The sequence below is a fragment of the Nocardia sp. NPDC003693 genome, from assembly GCF_053981095.1.
Window position 1 is genome coordinate 143,566 of record NZ_JBSFNO010000002.1, and the last position, 16,892, is coordinate 160,457.

A 16,892-nucleotide genomic window follows, 5' to 3' on the forward strand; every position below is an offset into this window, starting at 1 on the left:
ACAGGCACGACATTATCGAGGGGATCAGCGGCGAACAGCGCACCCCTCCTCGGGGAGGGGTGCGCTGTTGTGCACTGCGCGATCGGAACTCAGAACGCGCCGAAGCCGTCGCCGATCTTCTGGTCGGCGCCCAGGGCGCGGCCCATGGCGTCCTCAACCAGCTGAGCGATCTTGTTGAGGGTGTTCAGCGAGCCCTCGGAGCCGTCGCCGCCGTCGTACTCGGTACGCCAGCTCTGGTACGCGGCCTGGAAACCGCCGAGGGCGTTGGCGGACCACGCGCCTTCGATGCGGGTCTTGGCTTCGGCCATATCGGTGCCGGCGGCCACGAGGAGACCGAAGTTCTCCCGGAGCTCGCTCACCAGCTGGCTGATAATGGCGGGGTCATACAGCATTTCGTCGGACATGGTCTTTCCTACCTCCAGTGAAGATTTGTCGAGAGTTCGGGCTGCGGGTCAGAGGCTGGTGTACTGCTTGAAGCCGGCCTCGTTCTCGGAGTCGGTGCTCCGGAACTGCGCGACACCGCTGCCGACCTGCTGCTCGATGGCGTCGAGCTTGGTGTTGAGCCGGACAGCTTCCTGGTCCCAGGCGTCGGCGGCGGAGTTGAACGCCACCGCGGCCGCACCCTTGAAGCCCGGACGGGCGGAATCCACCGAGGTGGTGGTCTTGCTGATGACCGAACGCACGGTGGCGATCACATCGGCCATGTGGTTCTTGGCCGCTTCGGCCTGGTCGTGATTGGAAGTGACCGCATTCGAGTCGCTCGAGTTCAGGCTGCCGCCGCTCATGATGTACCTATCCTTTTCGTACTGGTTCGGACGAGCGATGCGACTTCACATCACCCTTTCGGAGTGGATCAGGTGCCCCCCGCTGTGTACGGTTCACGGCAGCCACCTCCGCCCGGGCAGGGATTCGATCAGCGCCGTAATCGCCTGTGCGATGCGATAATCGGTGCCCGGAGTCAATGTGGACCAGAGTTGCTGATCCGGTGCGACACCGGGAGCTGACGCGATGCGCCCGTACGCGGTGTCGTACACCACCACGGCTCCCGGAGATCGTTCGGTGACGCCGTCGGTGTAGGCGTAAGCCACCACCTCGGCGTAGGCATGGCACGACCCGAGCGCGAGACCGTATGCGGTGGCATCGGTTTCGTTCATGCCCAGGGCGTAGCAGGCATTGGTGTAGTCCGCCGAAGCCTCGGCCGCGTCCAGGCGCTCGCTCAATTCCGAAGCGGCGGCGCTGAAGTTGGCAACCTCGGCGGGTGGGCAGGGCCCAAGGACATCCAGGATCGGGCGGGCCAGGGACGCGCCGGAGCCGTCGGTCCAGAGCGAGCTGATCGCGAACCTGTCGTCGCGGCGGACCGCTACGGCGTTCGCCTCGCCGCGGCGGGCGACGCACAGGCGAACCAGGCCATCGGGGGTGACTATGCGTGCGGCCAACTCCCGGTCCGGCTGCGCCAGGACGAAAAGAGACTCGGCCGCATCTGCATTCACGTCACCGTGTGCGTCCAGCAGGCGCGCGGCGCGGATCTCGGCCCGCGCACGATCCTGGGCCGCATTCCATTCCGCGTGGGTGGTCTGGCGCGGGCCGACCGCGAGCACCAGCGGCAGGGTCTGCACGCCGAGTTCGGCGGCCAGCGCCATCACGCCCTCGTTGGTCAGGGTGATCATGTGGCCGACTCCGTCCGCGTCGCCGCCGGACCAGGACCCGGTCCAGCGTTCTCGGTGCCGGTGCTACCGGCAGAGAACGCGATGTCCGGCGACCGCTGGGCATTCGGATCGACCCCGCCGAGCACCGACGGCGCCACCTGCATGCCGGAGGCGAGGCCGAGTTCGGCATCGCTGGCCTGCGGGCCCGCCAGGCCCTCACGGGTCGTGTGCTCGTCGTCCTGGCTGTTCTGCGCACCCGCCATAGGTGCCATGGGCATTGACGAACCCATCTGTTGCACCGTAACCGGTTGCACCACCGTCTGTTTCGTTGTCGAGTTGGTGGTGGTCGCGGTCCGGGCCGTCAGGTTCACCGGCACCAGGGGCACCGAACCCAGACTCAGGCTCGGGATGCCGCCCGGGAACGACGGTGCGGCAGGCGCTTCCGCGGCGGGCTCGGCCGGCGGCGCGGCCGTGGTGTTCATGCCCTCGGTGATGGGCGGGGGCGTCTGGTGTTCCCACGGCGTGGCCAGCGACTCGGTCGCCGCCTCGTACGTGCGCATCACCCGTGCCGCAACGGCTTTCGCCGCGTCGGCATCACCGTCGACGGTGGCGAGCTTGGCGAGCATCGGCGCGCCCACGGCGGTGCCGACCTTCTCCAGCATCTCCTGCAGCTGCCGCAGCTTCTCCACATCACCCGCGTCCGGCATGGCCAGTCGCGCGATTTCATAAGCGGCGGCATGCGTTTCGGCCTGCACCGCGTTCCCGGCGGCCGAAGCCGCCGAGTGCGTCAGCCAATCCCGCAGCGCGCGAATGCGTTCGATGAACGCGGTGCTGTTCTTCGACTCCCACGCCTCGCTCAGCACACCGAGGATGCGTTCGTAGTCGATGGCCGCCGCGCCGAGGTTCGCACTCAACCGGGCCCAGGCAAGGCCGGCTTCGGCGGCGGGCACGGCGCCCGCCCCCGTCACCAGATCCCGGGCCAGTTCCTCGGGGGGTTTGGCTTCCCAAACTTCCCCCGTGAAACCGGGTTTCGTCGGCTCGAGCATCGGCGGCTGTCCGCTCAGACCGCGAAGCCGAGGGAGTTCTGCTCTTCGACCTGGCCGAACTGCACCGACTGGGCCCGCAGGGCCGCGGCGAGCTGCCGCACCTCGGTGACACCCGCGCCGGTGGAGACGCCGAACGAGTCCGCGACCGCGGTCAGCGTCTGCGCCGCGCGCACCGAGACCTGATCCGCGCCGGCCGCGACGAAGCCGAGCTTGGACTGCTCCGCGCCCAGGCTGCTCTCGATCCGGTCGGCGAGCGCGTCCAGCTGCGCGGCGGCGGACAGCGCCGTCGCCGCGTCGAACCGCACACCTTCGAATGCATTGGTGGTCATGTCAATTCTCCTGTTCCCCCGGATATTTCAGAGTGTGAGAGCTTTGTCCGGCGATTCCTCGACAACCTCGACGGCGCCGACGACCGGAATGGATACGCCTTCGATCTGCCCGACGACCTCATCGCCGTGCGCACCGGTGACGAGGTTGGAGCGATCCGCGCCCGACCCGGATTCACCGGCATCGCCGGCCCGGCCCGCACCGGCGCCCATACCGCCCATCATCGGCGTCGTGCCGGCCCGGGTGGTCTGCGGCACCGCGCTGGTGGTGCTGGTGCGCGGCTGGCCGGACAGCGGACTGGATTCACCGGTCGGCACGCGCGCGGCGACGTTGTTCAGCGGCGAGGTGGTGGTCGGCACCCCGCCGAGCCCGAGGCCGCCGCCACCGCCGCCGCCACCACCGTCTCCGGCGCCGCCGTCTTCGGTGGTGACCTTCTCCTCGGTCTTCTTCTCTTCGGTGGTCGTGGTCGTCTTCGGATCGGTCGTGGTCTTGCCGTCGGTGGTGGTCGAGGTCAGGCCGCTGAGGATCTCCTGGCCGGTCGAGCTGATCTCACTGACCACCTCGGAGCCGGCGGAGACGACCTCGCCGCCCTTCTCGATCACCTTCTCGCCGACGGTCTTGGCGATGTTCCCGTACGGTTCCAGCGCCGAGATGACGTTGTTCGCCAGCGTCGCGGCATCGGCGAGGTTGGGCGCACCGGTGATCGGGATCTTGACGCCGGCGGCCGCGATCTCGGCGGTCTTGACCGACAGCTCGACACGGGTCTTGGCCACGATCGCGGTGCCCTCGGAAATCGCCTCCGTCGCGAGCGCGATCAGCGTGGGCAACCCGGCCGGGGTCCAGATGAACGCACCGGCAGCCGAAGCCGAGGCGATGAACCGCGAAATCAGCGCCGTCAGTTCGGCGTAACCCTGCGCGACCACGCGCTGGGCATCGAACAGAATCATCTTCTGCTGATTGCCCTGCGCGGTGACCTTGGGGTAATCCGCCTGCACCGCCGCGCTCTTGGCCTGCGCCTTGGTCGCGGCGTCACTGGTCCAACTGGTCGAGACCTGGTTGATCGCCGACTGGCTGGTGGACGCCGCCGAGGTGAGCGCGCTGGTGACCGCCGTGAAGATCGACGACGGATCGAATCCGTCACCCAGACTTCCCGAGCCGAACGACGACAGCAGCGACGTGATCGGCTCGATCAGGGTGGTCAGGTCGATCGTCGGCAGCGTGGGCAGTTCCAGACCCGACAGGTCGGGCAGGGTGATCTCGGGCAGCGTCGGCAACTGCGGCAGGCCGAGATTGCTGAGCACGTCGCTGACCGGCTGGTCCATCAGGGGACCAACCGGGCTGTTGTACAGCACATCCGCGACGGTGGGGTTGGCGGCGACTCCGGCCGCCGCGCCGACTTGTTCGCTCACAGGGTCGAGATGAAGCTTGCCGCCGAGGCCAATTCATTGCCCTCGTAGATGCCGACCGCGGAGTAGGCGGTGACCGCGGTCTGACCGTGGACCGCGGCGATCTCCGCCGCCGAGGACAGGTAGCTCGCCTGGGCGCCCGCGAACGCGAGCAGGAAGTCCTGCCCGATCAGTCCGAACACCGGTACCGCCGCGGCCAGCGCGCTGATCGAATCAGCGGCTGCCGCCCCCGCGAGTTGCACGGCGGTGGTGGCTTCGGACGTGCCGTAGGCGGCGATGTCGACGAAATTAGCCTTCACGAGATCAGCCATCGGTGGTCCCTCCCAGTACATCGATCTTGGATAACAGTACAAGTACGAAAATGGTTGTGCCAGTAAGTAAAGCGCTAACACTGACGCACGGTTGCGTAAACGGACGGCTCAGCCGGCCATCTCCTCGTTGAACCGATTCACCACTTCGGCCCTGCGCATGAAGGCATTTCGAGCGGCGGCGGCGGCCGTGCTCACGACGGCCTGTTCGAACTCGGCGGGCGTCATTCGCGATATGGCGCCGCTGAACTGCAAATCACGCAGCGCGCCATTACCGTCGACCTCTGCCATCACGGCGCCGTCTTCGGAGGTCTCCCGCCCCCGCACGGCCTTCATCTGATCGGCCAGGTCCTGAAACCGATACAGCTGCCGACGAACCCGATCCTCGAGTTCATCCATGGATCCGACCATCGAGCCCCCCTCTCACACAGTCCGAAGCCAGCTCTGCGGTTCCGTATCGTAGTCCTGCTCCTCGACAATCTCCTGTCGAGCGAGGTCGGCCTCGGTGGGCAACCCCGTGGCAGCGAGGGCGACCGGGCTCATACCCGCTGCCTCGAGCTTCTTACGGGTCGCCAATCCGGCCTCGTCGGCGGCCCGCCGACAAATTCGCAGCATCTCCGCCGCCAAATGCGCCGGATCCCGATGCAGCTCGGCCGGATCGATCTTCACCGACAGCGGAATCCCCTGTTCGGTAATCCGCATCCGAATGCCGCCGTTGCGCGAGATCGCGTTGACCGCGGGCCACTCCCCAGTGCCCGATGTCACCGCCTCCGCCTCGGTCATGCAGAACTCCCTCCCCCGGAACTACCTTGCGTAGAAGTACCATACGGCACGACCGGGGAGCAATCTTGTTTCCGCCCCCGGGGCACCCGTGTGAGCAGCGCCGCACCGCGCTCGTGGGCGTCATCCGGCTTCTCCACGCCCGTCACGCCGGTCCCGGAGCCGCTGCAGGTATCGCAGCATCGGGCAGTCGTTCTCCTCGCACTCGTCGCCGTGCTGCTCGAGCCTGCGCTCGATGTCCCGGTCCGGGAACCGGGTGTCGGGCGCGGGCTCGCCGTGATAGACGGCGGGACGGTCGGTTCGTGGGATATAGGCGAACGGGTTCGTCATGCCCGGCCCCGATGCTGGGCGCGATGCCACCGGCCGCCGCGCCCGCTCGCGGGCGGCACGAGGAGCGAGCCGCCGCCGGCGAGCGCGATCCGTAGGGGGCGGGCATCACGGGATTCCTGATGGAAACCCCATGCGGCCCAGGCGATGACGGCTACGCACAGCAGGTTGATGGCGAGTAGAGCCCATGTGTCCCAAGCCATTTGAACCACCTCCGATTCGATAGGAAAAGCGATCTCGGCTGACGGGCTGAATGCCACTGCCCGACCGAGCCTTTCGATGAACGCAATTTTCCTGCCGAATCGCAGTTCGCATGCTGAATGCGCAAACTATTCTGGAAGTGCGGCACGCACGTGTGCGCTACAAACACTCCCCGGATAGCAAGGCTAACGAAATGGCCGGTTTGACGGTTTCGCGGATGGATTTCGGCAACTTCATGCAGGGAATACGCAAGCGGGCTCCGCAAACAGCACTCCTCCGAGCTGCGGCACATCTCGAAGTGACGCGATTCGTGCTGATGCGCATGGAAGATGGCTGCGCCACCAAGCTGACGACACCACAGCTCGAGAGCCTGCTGGATCACTACGCGGCCAATGCGGAGGAACGCGCAGAAGCGCTCAGGCTCTGGGCCGAGGTGCGCCAGCAGGATAAAGTCGCCAAGACACAGGGTAATTCGAAGGGCTTCTGGCACGCGTACAGCGATCAGGTCGCACCGAACATCCCGAAATTCCTTCGACTCGAGAGTGCGGCGAGCCACATTGTCGCGCACCAGCTGACAATCGTGCCCGGGCTACTGCAGATCCCGCAGTACCGCCTGGCCATTGTGCGATTGAAGCGGCCGAACCTCGCGGACGCGGATATGGAACGCCGCCTCGAACTCACGACTCATCGGCAGAATCGCTTCAAAGACAGTGACTTTCGCTTCGAAGTCTTTCTGTCGGAAGCGGTACTACGGCATCAGCCGGCCAGTCCACCGGTCATGGCAGCCCAGCTCCGTTCGATCGCGGCGGCCGGAGATCGCGAGAACACCAGCATCCACGTCATCCCGTTCTCCCACGGGGCACATCCGGGGTTGTCGATGCTCACTTTCACGCTGCTTCGTTTTCCCAAGGGAAGCAGCGGAATGTCCCTGCCGCCGGTCGTTTACGCAGAGGGTGCGATCGGCAGTACGTTCCATGAGCAGCGCGAGGAGGTCGAGCAGTATCAAGAAGCTGTCGACGGCCTGCGCGCGGTATCGTTGGGCACGGAGCACACCCGGCAGTTCGTGCTCGACATCGCGAGGGAGTACGCGCCATGAGACAGACGCCGCGAGGTGCGTGGTTCAAGTCGAGTAAATCCGACGGGGCTGATCAATGCGTGGAGATCTGTCACGAAGACACGCGGACCGGCGTGCGCGACTCGAAACATGTTGGCGGCCCGGAGCTCTGGTTCACAGCGGACCAGTGGAACAGCTTTCTGCACAGCAGCATCTGGCAGCGCTGACCCAACCGATCAACCCACCGATTCAGCCCGCTTGACACACGCTCCGTGACCGTGGTCACATCCGTGAACGCATTTGGAAACAAGGCGTTTCAGTAATGTGCACACGAAATAGGAGACAGTGCGTTGAACAGCACTCGGGCCCCCTGGGCTCGTATCGGCGGGGGATTCGTGGCGGCGGCGACCACCGCGGTGGCAGCCACCGGAATCATCATGGCGCAACCGGCATCCGCCGACATCGTCAGCTTCGACAAGAGCATCATCGTCGCCGGCGACACCCTCCACGCCGGCACCACCTACACGGTCACCCTCGCCGCTACCCTGGATATCTGCACGGCCAAACTCCACCGCATCGTCGACGGCAAGATGATCTTCATCGCCGAAGCCCTCGGCCAGGGCAGCTACGGCTCCGCCGTCGCCACCGTCCAGTGGACTCCCGCCACGCCCGGCGAGTACCTCCTCCGCAGGTCCCTGTCCTGCACCAACGGCTACTACTCCAGCGGCAGCGAGCTGACCGTCACGGTCCTGTCCCCCACGACAACCAACCCCACCACGACCGCCCCGACGACAACGGTTCCCACCACAACGGTCCCGACAACGACCGTCCCCACCACGGAGCCGACGACGACGGCCCCGACGACCACCGTCCCGACGACGGAACCCACGACAACGGAACCGACCACGACGGCCCCCACCACCACCGTCCCCACCACCACCGTCCCCACCACGACCGCTCCGGCAACAACCGAGCCGAAACCGGCCACCGGCAGCGCCTGACCGAGTCGCACCCAGCGCTTCGCGAGCGAAGCCCGCAGCGGCCCTTCGGCTTTCAGTCGAAGGGCCGCGTTTCGTTCAGCCCGCCTAGGATCATCCGATGCCATTGATCCCGGTTGGTATCTACCGAGAGATGTACGAGGGCAAGCACACCGAGCTGCCCTCGATCTTCGACTCCCGCAGCGACCACCCGATCGACGACCGCGACGCCGTACTCACCTACATGCGCTCCGCGCCTGTCGCGTTCGACGTTCTCGACGTGGCAGACGACCTGATCAACGGGACCGACCGGATCATGAGCGCGTCATCGCTGGTGTGCGACGGAGTGTGGATCTGGCGAGTCGACTCGATGCACTACCTGAGCCGCTACGCCCTGACCGTTCCCGAGGGTTTCCTGCGCCACGTCCGGGAACGGGAGTACCGCGCCCCCGCCCAGCTCGACTTCACCCCGGAACTTCACGCCGACCTGCTCGTCTACTTCTGATCGGCCGCGAAACCACCGTTCCTTCGACCCGAGCCGAAACACCCTGCGCTCGAATGAATCCGAGCGATCAGCGCGCCACCTTGTACAGCGTGTCGATATCGGTCGAGTAGACCTCGTGCGTCACCGGGTCGACCTCGATGTTCACGATCACCCCCTTGCCGAGCGCGACAGTCGTTGTCACCTCATGGGTTCCCGACTCCAGCACTCGGATCTGCTCCACCCACTCCGTGCTCTCCGTGTTCTCCTCGAGCACGTAGATGCTTCGGGCGGCGGGGTCGACGGTTACCCGTTCGGCGATTTCCGACAGCGGGATCGTGGCGGTGATCGTGTTGGTATCGGTGTCGAAGACAACGAGCTTGCGCGGCCCGGTCTCCCGGGGCAGCGGATCTATGACCGTGTAGACGACCCCTTCGTCCGGGTCGATGGCCATGCCGTTCATCGATCCGCCGATCGGCACTGTCGACAGCACCTTCCGGTTGACGCCATCGATGATCGTCAGCCCGTCCACCGACTCGCTGGTGACATAGACGGTATGGGTCTGCGGATCGACGACCACCGCCGTGGAGCGAGCCGGGAGCGGGATTTCGGCGAGTAACGCATGCAGATCGGCGTCCAGGACTCCGAGCACCGACTCCGTTCCGTCCGGCCGCCCACCCACCACGTACACCCGCTGGGCCTCGGAATCGAGGGCGATGTGCCACGCGGTCGATGCCGCGAACGGGATGGTCGTCTTGATCGCGTTCTTCTCCGTGTCCACGACGGTGACCCAGCTCTGCCCGCCATGCTGGGACCCGGTGATGAACAGGTAGCGGGTCCGGGGATCGAATACCGCGCCGAGCGGGTTCGCGCCGAGCGGGATCTCGGAGGTGACCGTCATGCTCGCGGTATCCACGACCCGCAGACTGCCCATCTGGTTGTTCCCGATCATCTCGCCGTCTACGACGAGATAGGCGGTACCGCCGTACACGGCGAGCCCCATCGCCGCCACCCCGCCGACCGGCAGACTCGCACGCAGGGTCGGCATCGATGGTTCCTTGTCGCCGCGTTGCCACAGGAAGCCGGCGGTCGTTCCCGCCGCCAGGACCAGGACAGCAGCCACCACCATCCCGATGATCGCGACACGTCGCCAATCGGTGGACGCCGGCGCGCGGCTCACTTGCCGCCGGCCCCACTGCTGAGCGACTCCACCATGCGGTCCGCCGCCTCGGTCAGATCGGGGCCGTGTTCCTTCCAGGGCACGCTGTAGCTCACCGGCGTATCCGGCTTCACCCCTTGCAGTTTGGTTCCGCAGGTGGCGAAGCAGGGTTGCCGTTCGCTGTAGAGCGCCGTGATCTGCCCGGGGTTGAATCCGCGCGCGGTCAACTGGCCGAGCAGATCCGTCTCGGAAGCGGCGGTCGCGCTGCTGTGCTCGCCCGGACCGGTACCGATCACCAGGTCGCCGGTATCCGGATCGCCCCAGCCCGGAACCGATGCCACGAGGATATTGCCGTTCGGCGCGGTTCCCGCGGTGTGCCGCTCGCGGTTGGCGGCCTGGCTGAGCGGGTCACGGCCGTACGGAACCAGCTGGTAGGTGCAATTGGGTCCGCATCCGGTCTCGCTGCGGGCCTTGTCCTGATAGCCCCGCACGAGTTTGACACGGGCGTCGATGTCCGCCTGGATCATCGGCGCGACCTGGAAGTCCACCGATCCCCGATAGTTGATGACGTATTCGACGGTGACACTGCGTCCCTGGGCCCGAGCCTGCGCGTCGGCCTCGGCCTGCTTGCGGGCTCCGATGGCGGCGACCAACGGCGCGATGGACACGTCGGTGCATGTCATCCTCGCGGTGCCGTTGATCGAAATCTTCTGTGCGGCAGTGCACCCCGCGCTCGGCGTGCCGTCGACGGTGATCGACGCGCGCATCAGCGCATCGACTCCTCCGGTCAGCCGGGCGCTGCTCGACGAGGTCGTAGACGTCTTCACACTGGACGTCACGACGCAACTGTCGTTGGTGCACTTCATCTCTCCGGAGGAGTTGAAGTCGAACTGCACCCCGATATCGACCACGTCGGTCAAACCCTGCAACTGCCTCGCCATGTCGTTGTAGGTCTGATCCCGTGCCGAGGGGGTCATCGCGAAGAAGGCCAGTGGCACCGCGAGCGGGTCGAACCGCGGCGTGGTCCCGCCGGAGTTCTCGTCGGGAGATTCGGTGGGTTCGGTGGTCCCCGACGGTGTCGGCGCCACCTCGTTTCCAGGGACGAAGCGCAACACCCGATACGGCTGAGCGGCCGAAACAGCCAGGGTGCCACGGGGAGTCACCACCTCGTACGCCTGATCGTCACCGACGGTGATGGTCGGATCCCCCACCCGCGGAAACTCCTCGACCTTGTTCAGCGCCAGCAGCAACGCCTCGCCCAGGTCGTCCGGCTCCAACCTTCTGGGCACTCCCTCCAGGAACGCGTCCGAGCCGGTGATCCACTTCCCTTGCAGATCGGCGACCGACTTGCCTCGTGGCAGGTTCGAGGCCAGCACTCCGGCATCCGGCTTCACGTAACTGACGGTTCCCGTCAGCAGCAGATCGGACGGCTTGCCGCGCGAGACGGCGAACCCGGTCGACCACCCGTCCGAGGTGATCCGCAGATTCCACCCGTTGTCGCTGCCGTCGAGGCTGGCGACGTGCACCACCGGTTGCGTCATCAGATCCAGCACCGCCGTATAGAACGGATCGGAGTTCGACGCGGCGATCGGGTGGCCCGGCACGGTGGAGCAGCCGGCCGCGACCACCACCGACAGCAGCGCCGCGACCACCCCGCCCCGGCGGCCGCGCGATCTACCGTTTCTCTTTGCGACCAGGTTTCGGTTCATCGCACACCCCCGCATAGACGCGATCACTCGGCCTGGACGCTATCGGCAGGTGGCCGAGCGGGCAAACCGGTTCAGCTGTAGCGCCCATCACGTTCGTCCTTGATCACTCGAATCACCGCGGCGACCCGAAGATTGATCGCCGCGGTCATGCGCTTGGCGTCGACCGCGGTCGCCATCGCCGGCTCGTCACTGATGAGGTACCTTCCGTCGTCCTCGATATCTCGCCAGGCCAGCCGGTGCACGGTGATGCCGCGCGGCCCGTAGAGCGACGAACCCTGCTCGACCTCGACACCGCCGCGACAGACGGTGGGCGAATCTCTGAATCGCCGGGACCGCGCGGCAGCGGGCACCCCGCGCATATCGTCGATGACCGAACGGTTGCCGAATTCCTCTTCCGCCGGTCCGCTTCCGCCCGCACCGACCAACGGGATCTCGGACTCGGCGCCGGGATCGCACTCGGGCAACTGTCGAACCAGCGCATCGGCCAGCCCGATGGGATCGCATTCGGTGACGGTGAAACCCTCCGTGCCCGAGTGCATTCGACCGGGCAGCTGCCGAACCACGTAGCCGCGACCTCCCCGGCGCACTCCCATCAGGCGAATACGCCGCGCGTCTGGGTGGTCGGCGGAACTGCCGATCACCCCGCTGACACTGATCCGCAGATCGGGTTGCGCGATCACCTCGAGCACCGGATCGAAGGACCGATCCGGATGCTCACGCAACCGCTGTGCGACGGCATGCCGTTCGCGCAGATGGTCGAAATGCTTGGCGGTGCGGGTGGTGTAGAGGAACGGGGTCGGCAGCGTCTGACCGGTGGCCTGCTCCCACAGGGTCAGAAACTCCAGGCTCTCGAACTCCCAGACGTCGCTCATTTCTCGGCGACCGGCCGAACGGCAACCGGGACCTCCTCGAAGACCTCGTCGAGATGCTCACTGCCGCGCAGGAATTCGGCGCGCTTGTGCTCCTTGCCCTGACCGCCCGCGCCACCGGCTCCGGCGCCCATCGGCATGCCTCCCATCGGCATGCCGCCGCTCGACGTTGTCGTCGAGGCCAGTCCGGCGCGCGAGGTCGACGCTGCGGAGGTGGTCGTGGCCTCCGAACTCACCGTCGAGCGCGGGTAGAGCTTGGACGTGGTCGTGTCCTTGGGCGCGGTGGTGGTCGTGACCGGCGCACCGCCTCCGCCACCACCTCCGCCGCCACCGCCGGTCGTCTTGCCGGGATCCGTCGTCGTCGGACCGCCGACGGGTACAACGGTGTGTCCCGGCTGATCGATGTCCTTCGCTGTTTCCAGATCGGTGGTCAGTGCCTGGGTCAGCGATTCCGTCAGCGACTCCAGGCCCGTGCTCAAAGATTCCACATTCTGCTCCACGGCGGACTGCAGGGCGGTGAGACCCTCCGAGGCCACGGTCTGCAGGGAGGTGAGCGCCTCGGAAGCCGCGGTGGACAGCGCTTCCAGCGCCTGCTGTTTGGTGGTCTCCTCCGCCTGCTTGGTCGTCTCCTCGGCTTGTTTCGCGGCTTGTTCGGCAGCGAGTCGGGCCGCTTCGGCTGCCGCTGCGGCCGCAGCCTCCGTGTCCGCTGTCGGGGCGGTCGATCCGGGGTTGGAGGGACTCGACGGCGAACTCGGTGATCCCCCATTGCCGCCGGGATTGTTGGCCACGGGCGCTACGGGCACCACCGGCGCCACGGGCGCGACCGGCGTACCCACCTGTCCTGCGGGCAGGGGCAGTGCCATCGAGTCGATCGTGTCGTTGTACTGCTTGACGCCGTTGGCGTAGTAGTACTCGAAATAACCGCGGACCGTTTGGAGCAGTGCCTCTTCGACGTCCGCCTTTTCGGACTTCTGGATGGTCCCGATACCCGGGTAGTCGCCGTAGTACCACTCGCCGGTCTTGGTGACCGCGGGCGCGGCCGTGTCGGGCATCTTCTCGTGGGTGGCCTGAATCCACCCGGCGGCGTTCAGGATTCCCTTCTCCACGTTCTCGATCCGCTCCGCCAGCGTCTTGAGATCGTTGCTGAAGGTGTCGACAGCATCCCGGCCGGCCTTGGCGCTCTTGCCCTCCCAGCCTTCCCAGATCGAGTTCTTCTTGGAATGGAAGGCGTCGTAGGCCGCCTTCAGATCGCCGCGCATCCGCTCCCAGTCCGCGGCGACTTCGATGACTCGCCCCGAGTTCGTCGCCTGCTTCAGCGCGTGGAAATCGGCCCAGACAATCGAGGTGTCGTAGCCGGACTCGGGCCAGACGGCATAGATGTTGTTCGGGGGTTCGTAGTTCTCCAGTCGGAACTTCCCGCTCTTGGTAGCGATGTCGGCCGGTTTCGGAACCCGGGAGGCGATATCGGTGGACCGGATCGATGGTCCCGATTCTCTCGCCGTATCGGGCATCTTCACCTCTTTGAGCGCCGCCACGGATTCCTGCTCGGCGGCATCGAACCTCGTGATCGCCGCTTTGAACGTGTCGGCCATGGCGTTCACCAGCGTCACGTGCATATTCAGCACACCGGCCAGTTCCGTGCCGCGCGTCTTGAACGCCTGTGCCCAGTCGTGCCCGGAGCCGAACTTGTCACGCGGGCCCGCGAAGTCCTCGGGGTTGGCGGCGCTGTTGGCCGCCGGCGCGTCCAGTGTCTTCTTCACCGCGAGCAGCGCGTACGTCAGCTCGGTACACGCGTCGAGCCCGATCCGGGCGGCCGCCGGCGTGAACCGCAGTTGCTCCGAGTCGCTCGAAATACCTTGTATTTGAGTCCAAGTCGGTACGTCACCGGTGGCCATGTCAGCGCTCCCCACTCACAACATCGATGCCCGAACCACTCCCGTCATCCTTCGGTTCGGAACGCGCACCATCCTGCCGCAAGAGCGCTACCCCTCGCCACCCTGATCAGGCCCATCGACACCGCCCGAATTACCGGAACCCGAGCACAGACCGGCGACCGTCGCGCCGATCGACAGCACCAGCGCCCCGAACAGCATCCAGAATCCAGCACCCACCAGGTCGAACATGCCGCTGCCCAAACGCACATCCGGGCCCTGCCCGAAGGAATAGGTGTTGAGCACCACGGTGCAGGTCGCTCCGAGCAGAATTCCGGACAGGGACAGGCCGGCTGTTCGCGAGTGCCGATCCCGCAGACCACGCCCGCTGAACATCATGACGGCGACCACGGCGGCACCGAAACCGAACAGCACCAGGGGAACTCCGAGATACTGAAGCTGAGTGTCCGGTTTCGGTCCCACCCACCACGTGGTGGTCACCGAGGACATTCCGGGATGGTCGATCAGCGGCAGCAGTGAGCCGAGCAACGCCGATACTCCGGTCAGGAACAAGAGCGCCGCCACGACATCCACCGCTCCTCGCCGGGTGCGCATGGACTGTCGTTCCGGCGCGGGCCGACCGGCATGATCACCGAATGCGGCGCCGAACAGCGCCACGAGCGACACCGCGGCGACTGCGACGAGAAACCACAAGCCGGTCCCTGTCTCGGAGACCTGGACGAGGTCGTCGAGCGCTGTCGCCGAGAGGACGTCGAGAGCCGCCGTCGAAGTCACGCCGAAGCTCAGGGCCGGGGCAACTATGCCCAACTCCCATGCCGCGTATCGAATCCGGCGCTGCGGGACGAACACCCGAATCACGCCGATCACCGCTGACAACCCGCCGGACACTGCCAGCAGGGCGCCCAGCAGTTGCAGTGAAGTGGCGGGAGGATGCGCTACCGAGAACCAGCTGATTCGCCACGCGTCCCATTGCTCCCAGGTCGTGGGGCGCGGCCCGACGATCGACTTCGTACGCAGCGGCAGGAACGAAGCCGGAATGGTCAGCGCCGCGGAGACGAGCAACAACAGTCCGGTGATTCGCCCGGTGACGCTTCCGGTGCGCGCGGGTGCCGAGTCATCCGGCGGCCGAGAAAGCGTGAGCGCGCGAAGCTGTTCGTCCCGTATCTCCAGGGCGCGGATCCGGCGTAGACGCTGGGCTTCTCGGTCCTGCTCCGATACGGGATCGCGGGGCACGTCGGCGGGAGGGATTGCCGGAGATTGCCGTTCGGGTTCCGTGTGCGGATGCGACTCGGCCTTCGACTGGGCCTCGGCCGCCGAGTACGACTCGGTCTTGGGCTGCGACTCCATGTCGAGCTCCGGTTGGCGTTCCGGCCGTGGCAGCGGGTCGCGCCGCGGGCGCTCCGCTTCAGCGGTTCCGTGCACCATATCGGCCCGTACACCGCCGGTCGGCTCTCGAACACTCGTGGGCTTGAGCGGGAACCAGCGATTCTCGTGGTTCATCGGCCCCCGATCCAACATCAGCCCCGTTTTCGCACCATATCCGAACGAGTTGCGTTCGGCGGCAGTGTGATACGGATGGTTGGCAACCTGTGATCTTGATGTCCGGCCGGTTCGAGCAAACTCGGCATCGAGGCTGGTGAAGACCGCTAATTGTTGCCGAGCCGAATGAGATATGGCACAGTCGGTCTCATTGCGTCCGGCACGGACGCGGTACCTGAGCTCCGCCGGTCGCCGAGTACCGTCGCTGATCCGCACGCGGAGTTCGCCGACTCGGAGGGGGAATCCATGTCCGGTACGAAGGTTGGCGTAACCCCGGACAATGTTCGGCAGGCCAGCAACTCCGCGGGTGATCTGGCGGATCGGCTCGCGCGTATCGCCAAAGCCGCCGAGGCCGCGGTGTCCGGGGGCGCCGGCGCCTGGGGCGATGACAAGTTCGGCTCGAAATTCGCCGACGGCGACAACGGATTCGCCAAGGGCTCGAGCAACACCGTGGACAGCACGTCGAGCCTGTCCGAGTCGTTCGAGACGCTCAGCACCGGCTTCAGCACCACCGCCGACCGTTTGACCGCGATGGAACAGGCGAACGCCGACCGGTTCAAGGTGTAGTCGGGAGGTATCGAGGTGGTCAGGGAGCACGGGGAGGCCGAAGCCGCCTCCATCGTAGAGGGATTCGCGGAACAGATGCGCGCCATCGCCGAGGCGTCACGCAAGCGTGCACAGCTGACGGCGACGGGAACAGCCTCGAGCGGGCGAGTCACGATCACGGTGAACGCCGACATGATCGTGATCGCGACGCGGTTCTCCTCCGATATCGAGGATCTCACCCATGACGAGATCGCCAAAGCGGTGACTACGGCGTCGCAGAACGCCGCCGCCGAAATGGGCCGTAAGACAACCGAGTTGATGCAGCCGCTGACCGATCAGCGGGCCAAGATGCCCAAGCTCTCGGACCTGTTCGAAGGTATGCCGGACATCGTCACCGAAGCCCCGCTGATGCCCGCGGCCTCCCTGTCGGCACCAAATTCGCGTGAGCGGCTCGAGGCAGAAGCCGAACCGGCCCCCGAGTTCGACGGTGCGGTCGACTACGAGGACTGGCAGTCCACCAAATCCGGGGGCATCACCGACCGTCAGTGGTGAACCCGACACCGCGACGTCACGAGCCGTACATGTTGAGTTCAGTTACGATCCTGTGGCACAGTCGGTCTCGCCA

General features: G+C 66.2%; 22 protein-coding genes. 6 read left to right on the forward strand and 16 right to left on the reverse strand.

What is annotated here, in order from left to right; all coding sequences use genetic code 11:
- Positions 1 to 89 precede the first annotated feature (89 nt).
- The 11 genes from ACWDOP_RS04515 to ACWDOP_RS04565 all read right to left on the reverse strand — a co-directional run bounded on the left by ACWDOP_RS04515 (position 90) and on the right by ACWDOP_RS04565 (position 6,043).
- A complete protein-coding gene (locus ACWDOP_RS04515) occupies positions 90 to 404 on the reverse strand; it encodes a hypothetical protein (protein ID WP_456343909.1) in 315 nt (104 codons plus the stop codon).
- 48 nt (positions 405 to 452) lie between these two features.
- Positions 453 to 785 (reverse strand): WXG100 family type VII secretion target, encoded by a 333-nt coding sequence (locus ACWDOP_RS04520; protein ID WP_456343910.1) that lies wholly within the window; start codon positions 783 to 785, stop codon positions 453 to 455.
- Between the two features lie 93 nt (positions 786 to 878).
- Entirely contained in the window at positions 879 to 1,667 is a 789-nt protein-coding gene (locus tag ACWDOP_RS04525; protein ID WP_456343911.1) for an ESX secretion-associated protein EspG, read from the reverse strand.
- Positions 1,664 to 2,692, reverse strand: a complete 1,029-nt coding sequence (locus tag ACWDOP_RS04530) for a PPE domain-containing protein (RefSeq protein ID WP_456343912.1) — start codon at positions 2,690 to 2,692, stop codon at positions 1,664 to 1,666. The genes ACWDOP_RS04525 and ACWDOP_RS04530 overlap by 4 nt, the downstream gene beginning before the upstream one ends.
- Positions 2,693 to 2,706: 14 nt before the next feature.
- A complete protein-coding gene (locus ACWDOP_RS04535) occupies positions 2,707 to 3,021 on the reverse strand; it encodes a PE family protein (protein ID WP_454202312.1) in 315 nt (104 codons plus the stop codon).
- A 27-nt stretch (positions 3,022 to 3,048) separates the two neighbouring features.
- On the reverse strand, positions 3,049 to 4,428 hold the full coding sequence (locus ACWDOP_RS04540) for a hypothetical protein (protein WP_456343913.1): 1,380 nt from the start codon (positions 4,426 to 4,428) through the stop codon (positions 3,049 to 3,051).
- On the reverse strand, positions 4,425 to 4,736 hold the full coding sequence (locus tag ACWDOP_RS04545; RefSeq protein ID WP_454202310.1) for a hypothetical protein: 312 nt from the start codon (positions 4,734 to 4,736) through the stop codon (positions 4,425 to 4,427). The genes ACWDOP_RS04540 and ACWDOP_RS04545 overlap by 4 nt, the downstream gene beginning before the upstream one ends.
- A 108-nt stretch (positions 4,737 to 4,844) precedes the next feature.
- A complete protein-coding gene (locus ACWDOP_RS04550) occupies positions 4,845 to 5,132 on the reverse strand; it encodes a YbaB/EbfC family nucleoid-associated protein (RefSeq protein WP_454202309.1) in 288 nt (95 codons plus the stop codon).
- 24 nt (positions 5,133 to 5,156) lie between these two features.
- Positions 5,157 to 5,516: a hypothetical protein gene (locus ACWDOP_RS04555; protein WP_456343914.1), complete on the reverse strand. Its 360-nt coding sequence runs from the start codon at positions 5,514 to 5,516 to the stop codon at positions 5,157 to 5,159.
- A 120-nt stretch (positions 5,517 to 5,636) separates the two neighbouring features.
- Complete coding sequence (locus ACWDOP_RS04560) at positions 5,637 to 5,843, reverse strand: hypothetical protein (protein ID WP_456343915.1); 207 nt, start codon at positions 5,841 to 5,843, stop codon at positions 5,637 to 5,639.
- Complete coding sequence (locus tag ACWDOP_RS04565) at positions 5,840 to 6,043, reverse strand: hypothetical protein (RefSeq protein WP_456343916.1); 204 nt, start codon at positions 6,041 to 6,043, stop codon at positions 5,840 to 5,842. The genes ACWDOP_RS04560 and ACWDOP_RS04565 overlap by 4 nt, the downstream gene beginning before the upstream one ends.
- A 110-nt stretch (positions 6,044 to 6,153) precedes the next feature.
- Between ACWDOP_RS04565 and ACWDOP_RS04570 the strand changes: the two genes are divergently transcribed.
- The 4 genes from ACWDOP_RS04570 (at position 6,154) to ACWDOP_RS04585 (ending at position 8,577) form a co-directional block, all read left to right on the forward strand.
- A complete protein-coding gene (locus tag ACWDOP_RS04570; protein WP_456343917.1) occupies positions 6,154 to 7,137 on the forward strand; it encodes a DUF5753 domain-containing protein in 984 nt (327 codons plus the stop codon).
- Entirely contained in the window at positions 7,134 to 7,322 is a 189-nt protein-coding gene (locus ACWDOP_RS04575) for a DUF397 domain-containing protein (RefSeq protein WP_456343918.1), read from the forward strand. Before ACWDOP_RS04570 ends, ACWDOP_RS04575 begins: the two co-directional genes overlap by 4 nt.
- A 123-nt stretch (positions 7,323 to 7,445) precedes the next feature.
- Positions 7,446 to 8,096: a hypothetical protein gene (locus tag ACWDOP_RS04580; RefSeq protein WP_456343919.1), complete on the forward strand. Its 651-nt coding sequence runs from the start codon at positions 7,446 to 7,448 to the stop codon at positions 8,094 to 8,096.
- Between the two features lie 97 nt (positions 8,097 to 8,193).
- Positions 8,194 to 8,577, forward strand: a complete 384-nt coding sequence (locus tag ACWDOP_RS04585; protein WP_456343920.1) for a hypothetical protein — start codon at positions 8,194 to 8,196, stop codon at positions 8,575 to 8,577.
- A 67-nt stretch (positions 8,578 to 8,644) separates the two neighbouring features.
- Here ACWDOP_RS04585 and ACWDOP_RS04590 read toward each other — a convergent pair whose 3' ends face one another.
- The 5 genes from ACWDOP_RS04590 to ACWDOP_RS04610 form a co-directional block, all read right to left on the reverse strand.
- Complete coding sequence (locus ACWDOP_RS04590; protein ID WP_456343921.1) at positions 8,645 to 9,679, reverse strand: YncE family protein; 1,035 nt, start codon at positions 9,677 to 9,679, stop codon at positions 8,645 to 8,647.
- Between the two features lie 50 nt (positions 9,680 to 9,729).
- Complete coding sequence (locus ACWDOP_RS04595) at positions 9,730 to 11,364, reverse strand: nucleic acid/nucleotide deaminase domain-containing protein (protein ID WP_456343922.1); 1,635 nt, start codon at positions 11,362 to 11,364, stop codon at positions 9,730 to 9,732.
- A 128-nt stretch (positions 11,365 to 11,492) separates the two neighbouring features.
- The gene (locus tag ACWDOP_RS04600) at positions 11,493 to 12,293 is read right to left on the reverse strand and encodes an ESX secretion-associated protein EspG (protein ID WP_456343923.1); all 801 of its coding nucleotides are present in this window, start codon (positions 12,291 to 12,293) and stop codon (positions 11,493 to 11,495) included.
- A complete protein-coding gene (locus tag ACWDOP_RS04605) occupies positions 12,290 to 14,185 on the reverse strand; it encodes a hypothetical protein (RefSeq protein ID WP_456343924.1) in 1,896 nt (631 codons plus the stop codon). Before ACWDOP_RS04605 ends, ACWDOP_RS04600 begins: the two co-directional genes overlap by 4 nt.
- Before the next feature lie 87 nt (positions 14,186 to 14,272).
- On the reverse strand, positions 14,273 to 15,937 hold the full coding sequence (locus tag ACWDOP_RS04610; RefSeq protein ID WP_456343925.1) for a hypothetical protein: 1,665 nt from the start codon (positions 15,935 to 15,937) through the stop codon (positions 14,273 to 14,275).
- Between the two features lie 30 nt (positions 15,938 to 15,967).
- Here ACWDOP_RS04610 and ACWDOP_RS04615 point away from each other — a divergent pair, with 30 nt between their 5' ends.
- The gene (locus ACWDOP_RS04615) at positions 15,968 to 16,288 is read left to right on the forward strand and encodes a hypothetical protein (RefSeq protein WP_456343926.1); all 321 of its coding nucleotides are present in this window, start codon (positions 15,968 to 15,970) and stop codon (positions 16,286 to 16,288) included.
- A 15-nt stretch (positions 16,289 to 16,303) separates the two neighbouring features.
- Positions 16,304 to 16,819, forward strand: a complete 516-nt coding sequence (locus tag ACWDOP_RS04620; RefSeq protein WP_456343927.1) for a YbaB/EbfC family nucleoid-associated protein — start codon at positions 16,304 to 16,306, stop codon at positions 16,817 to 16,819.
- Positions 16,820 to 16,892: the final 73 nt, after the last annotated feature.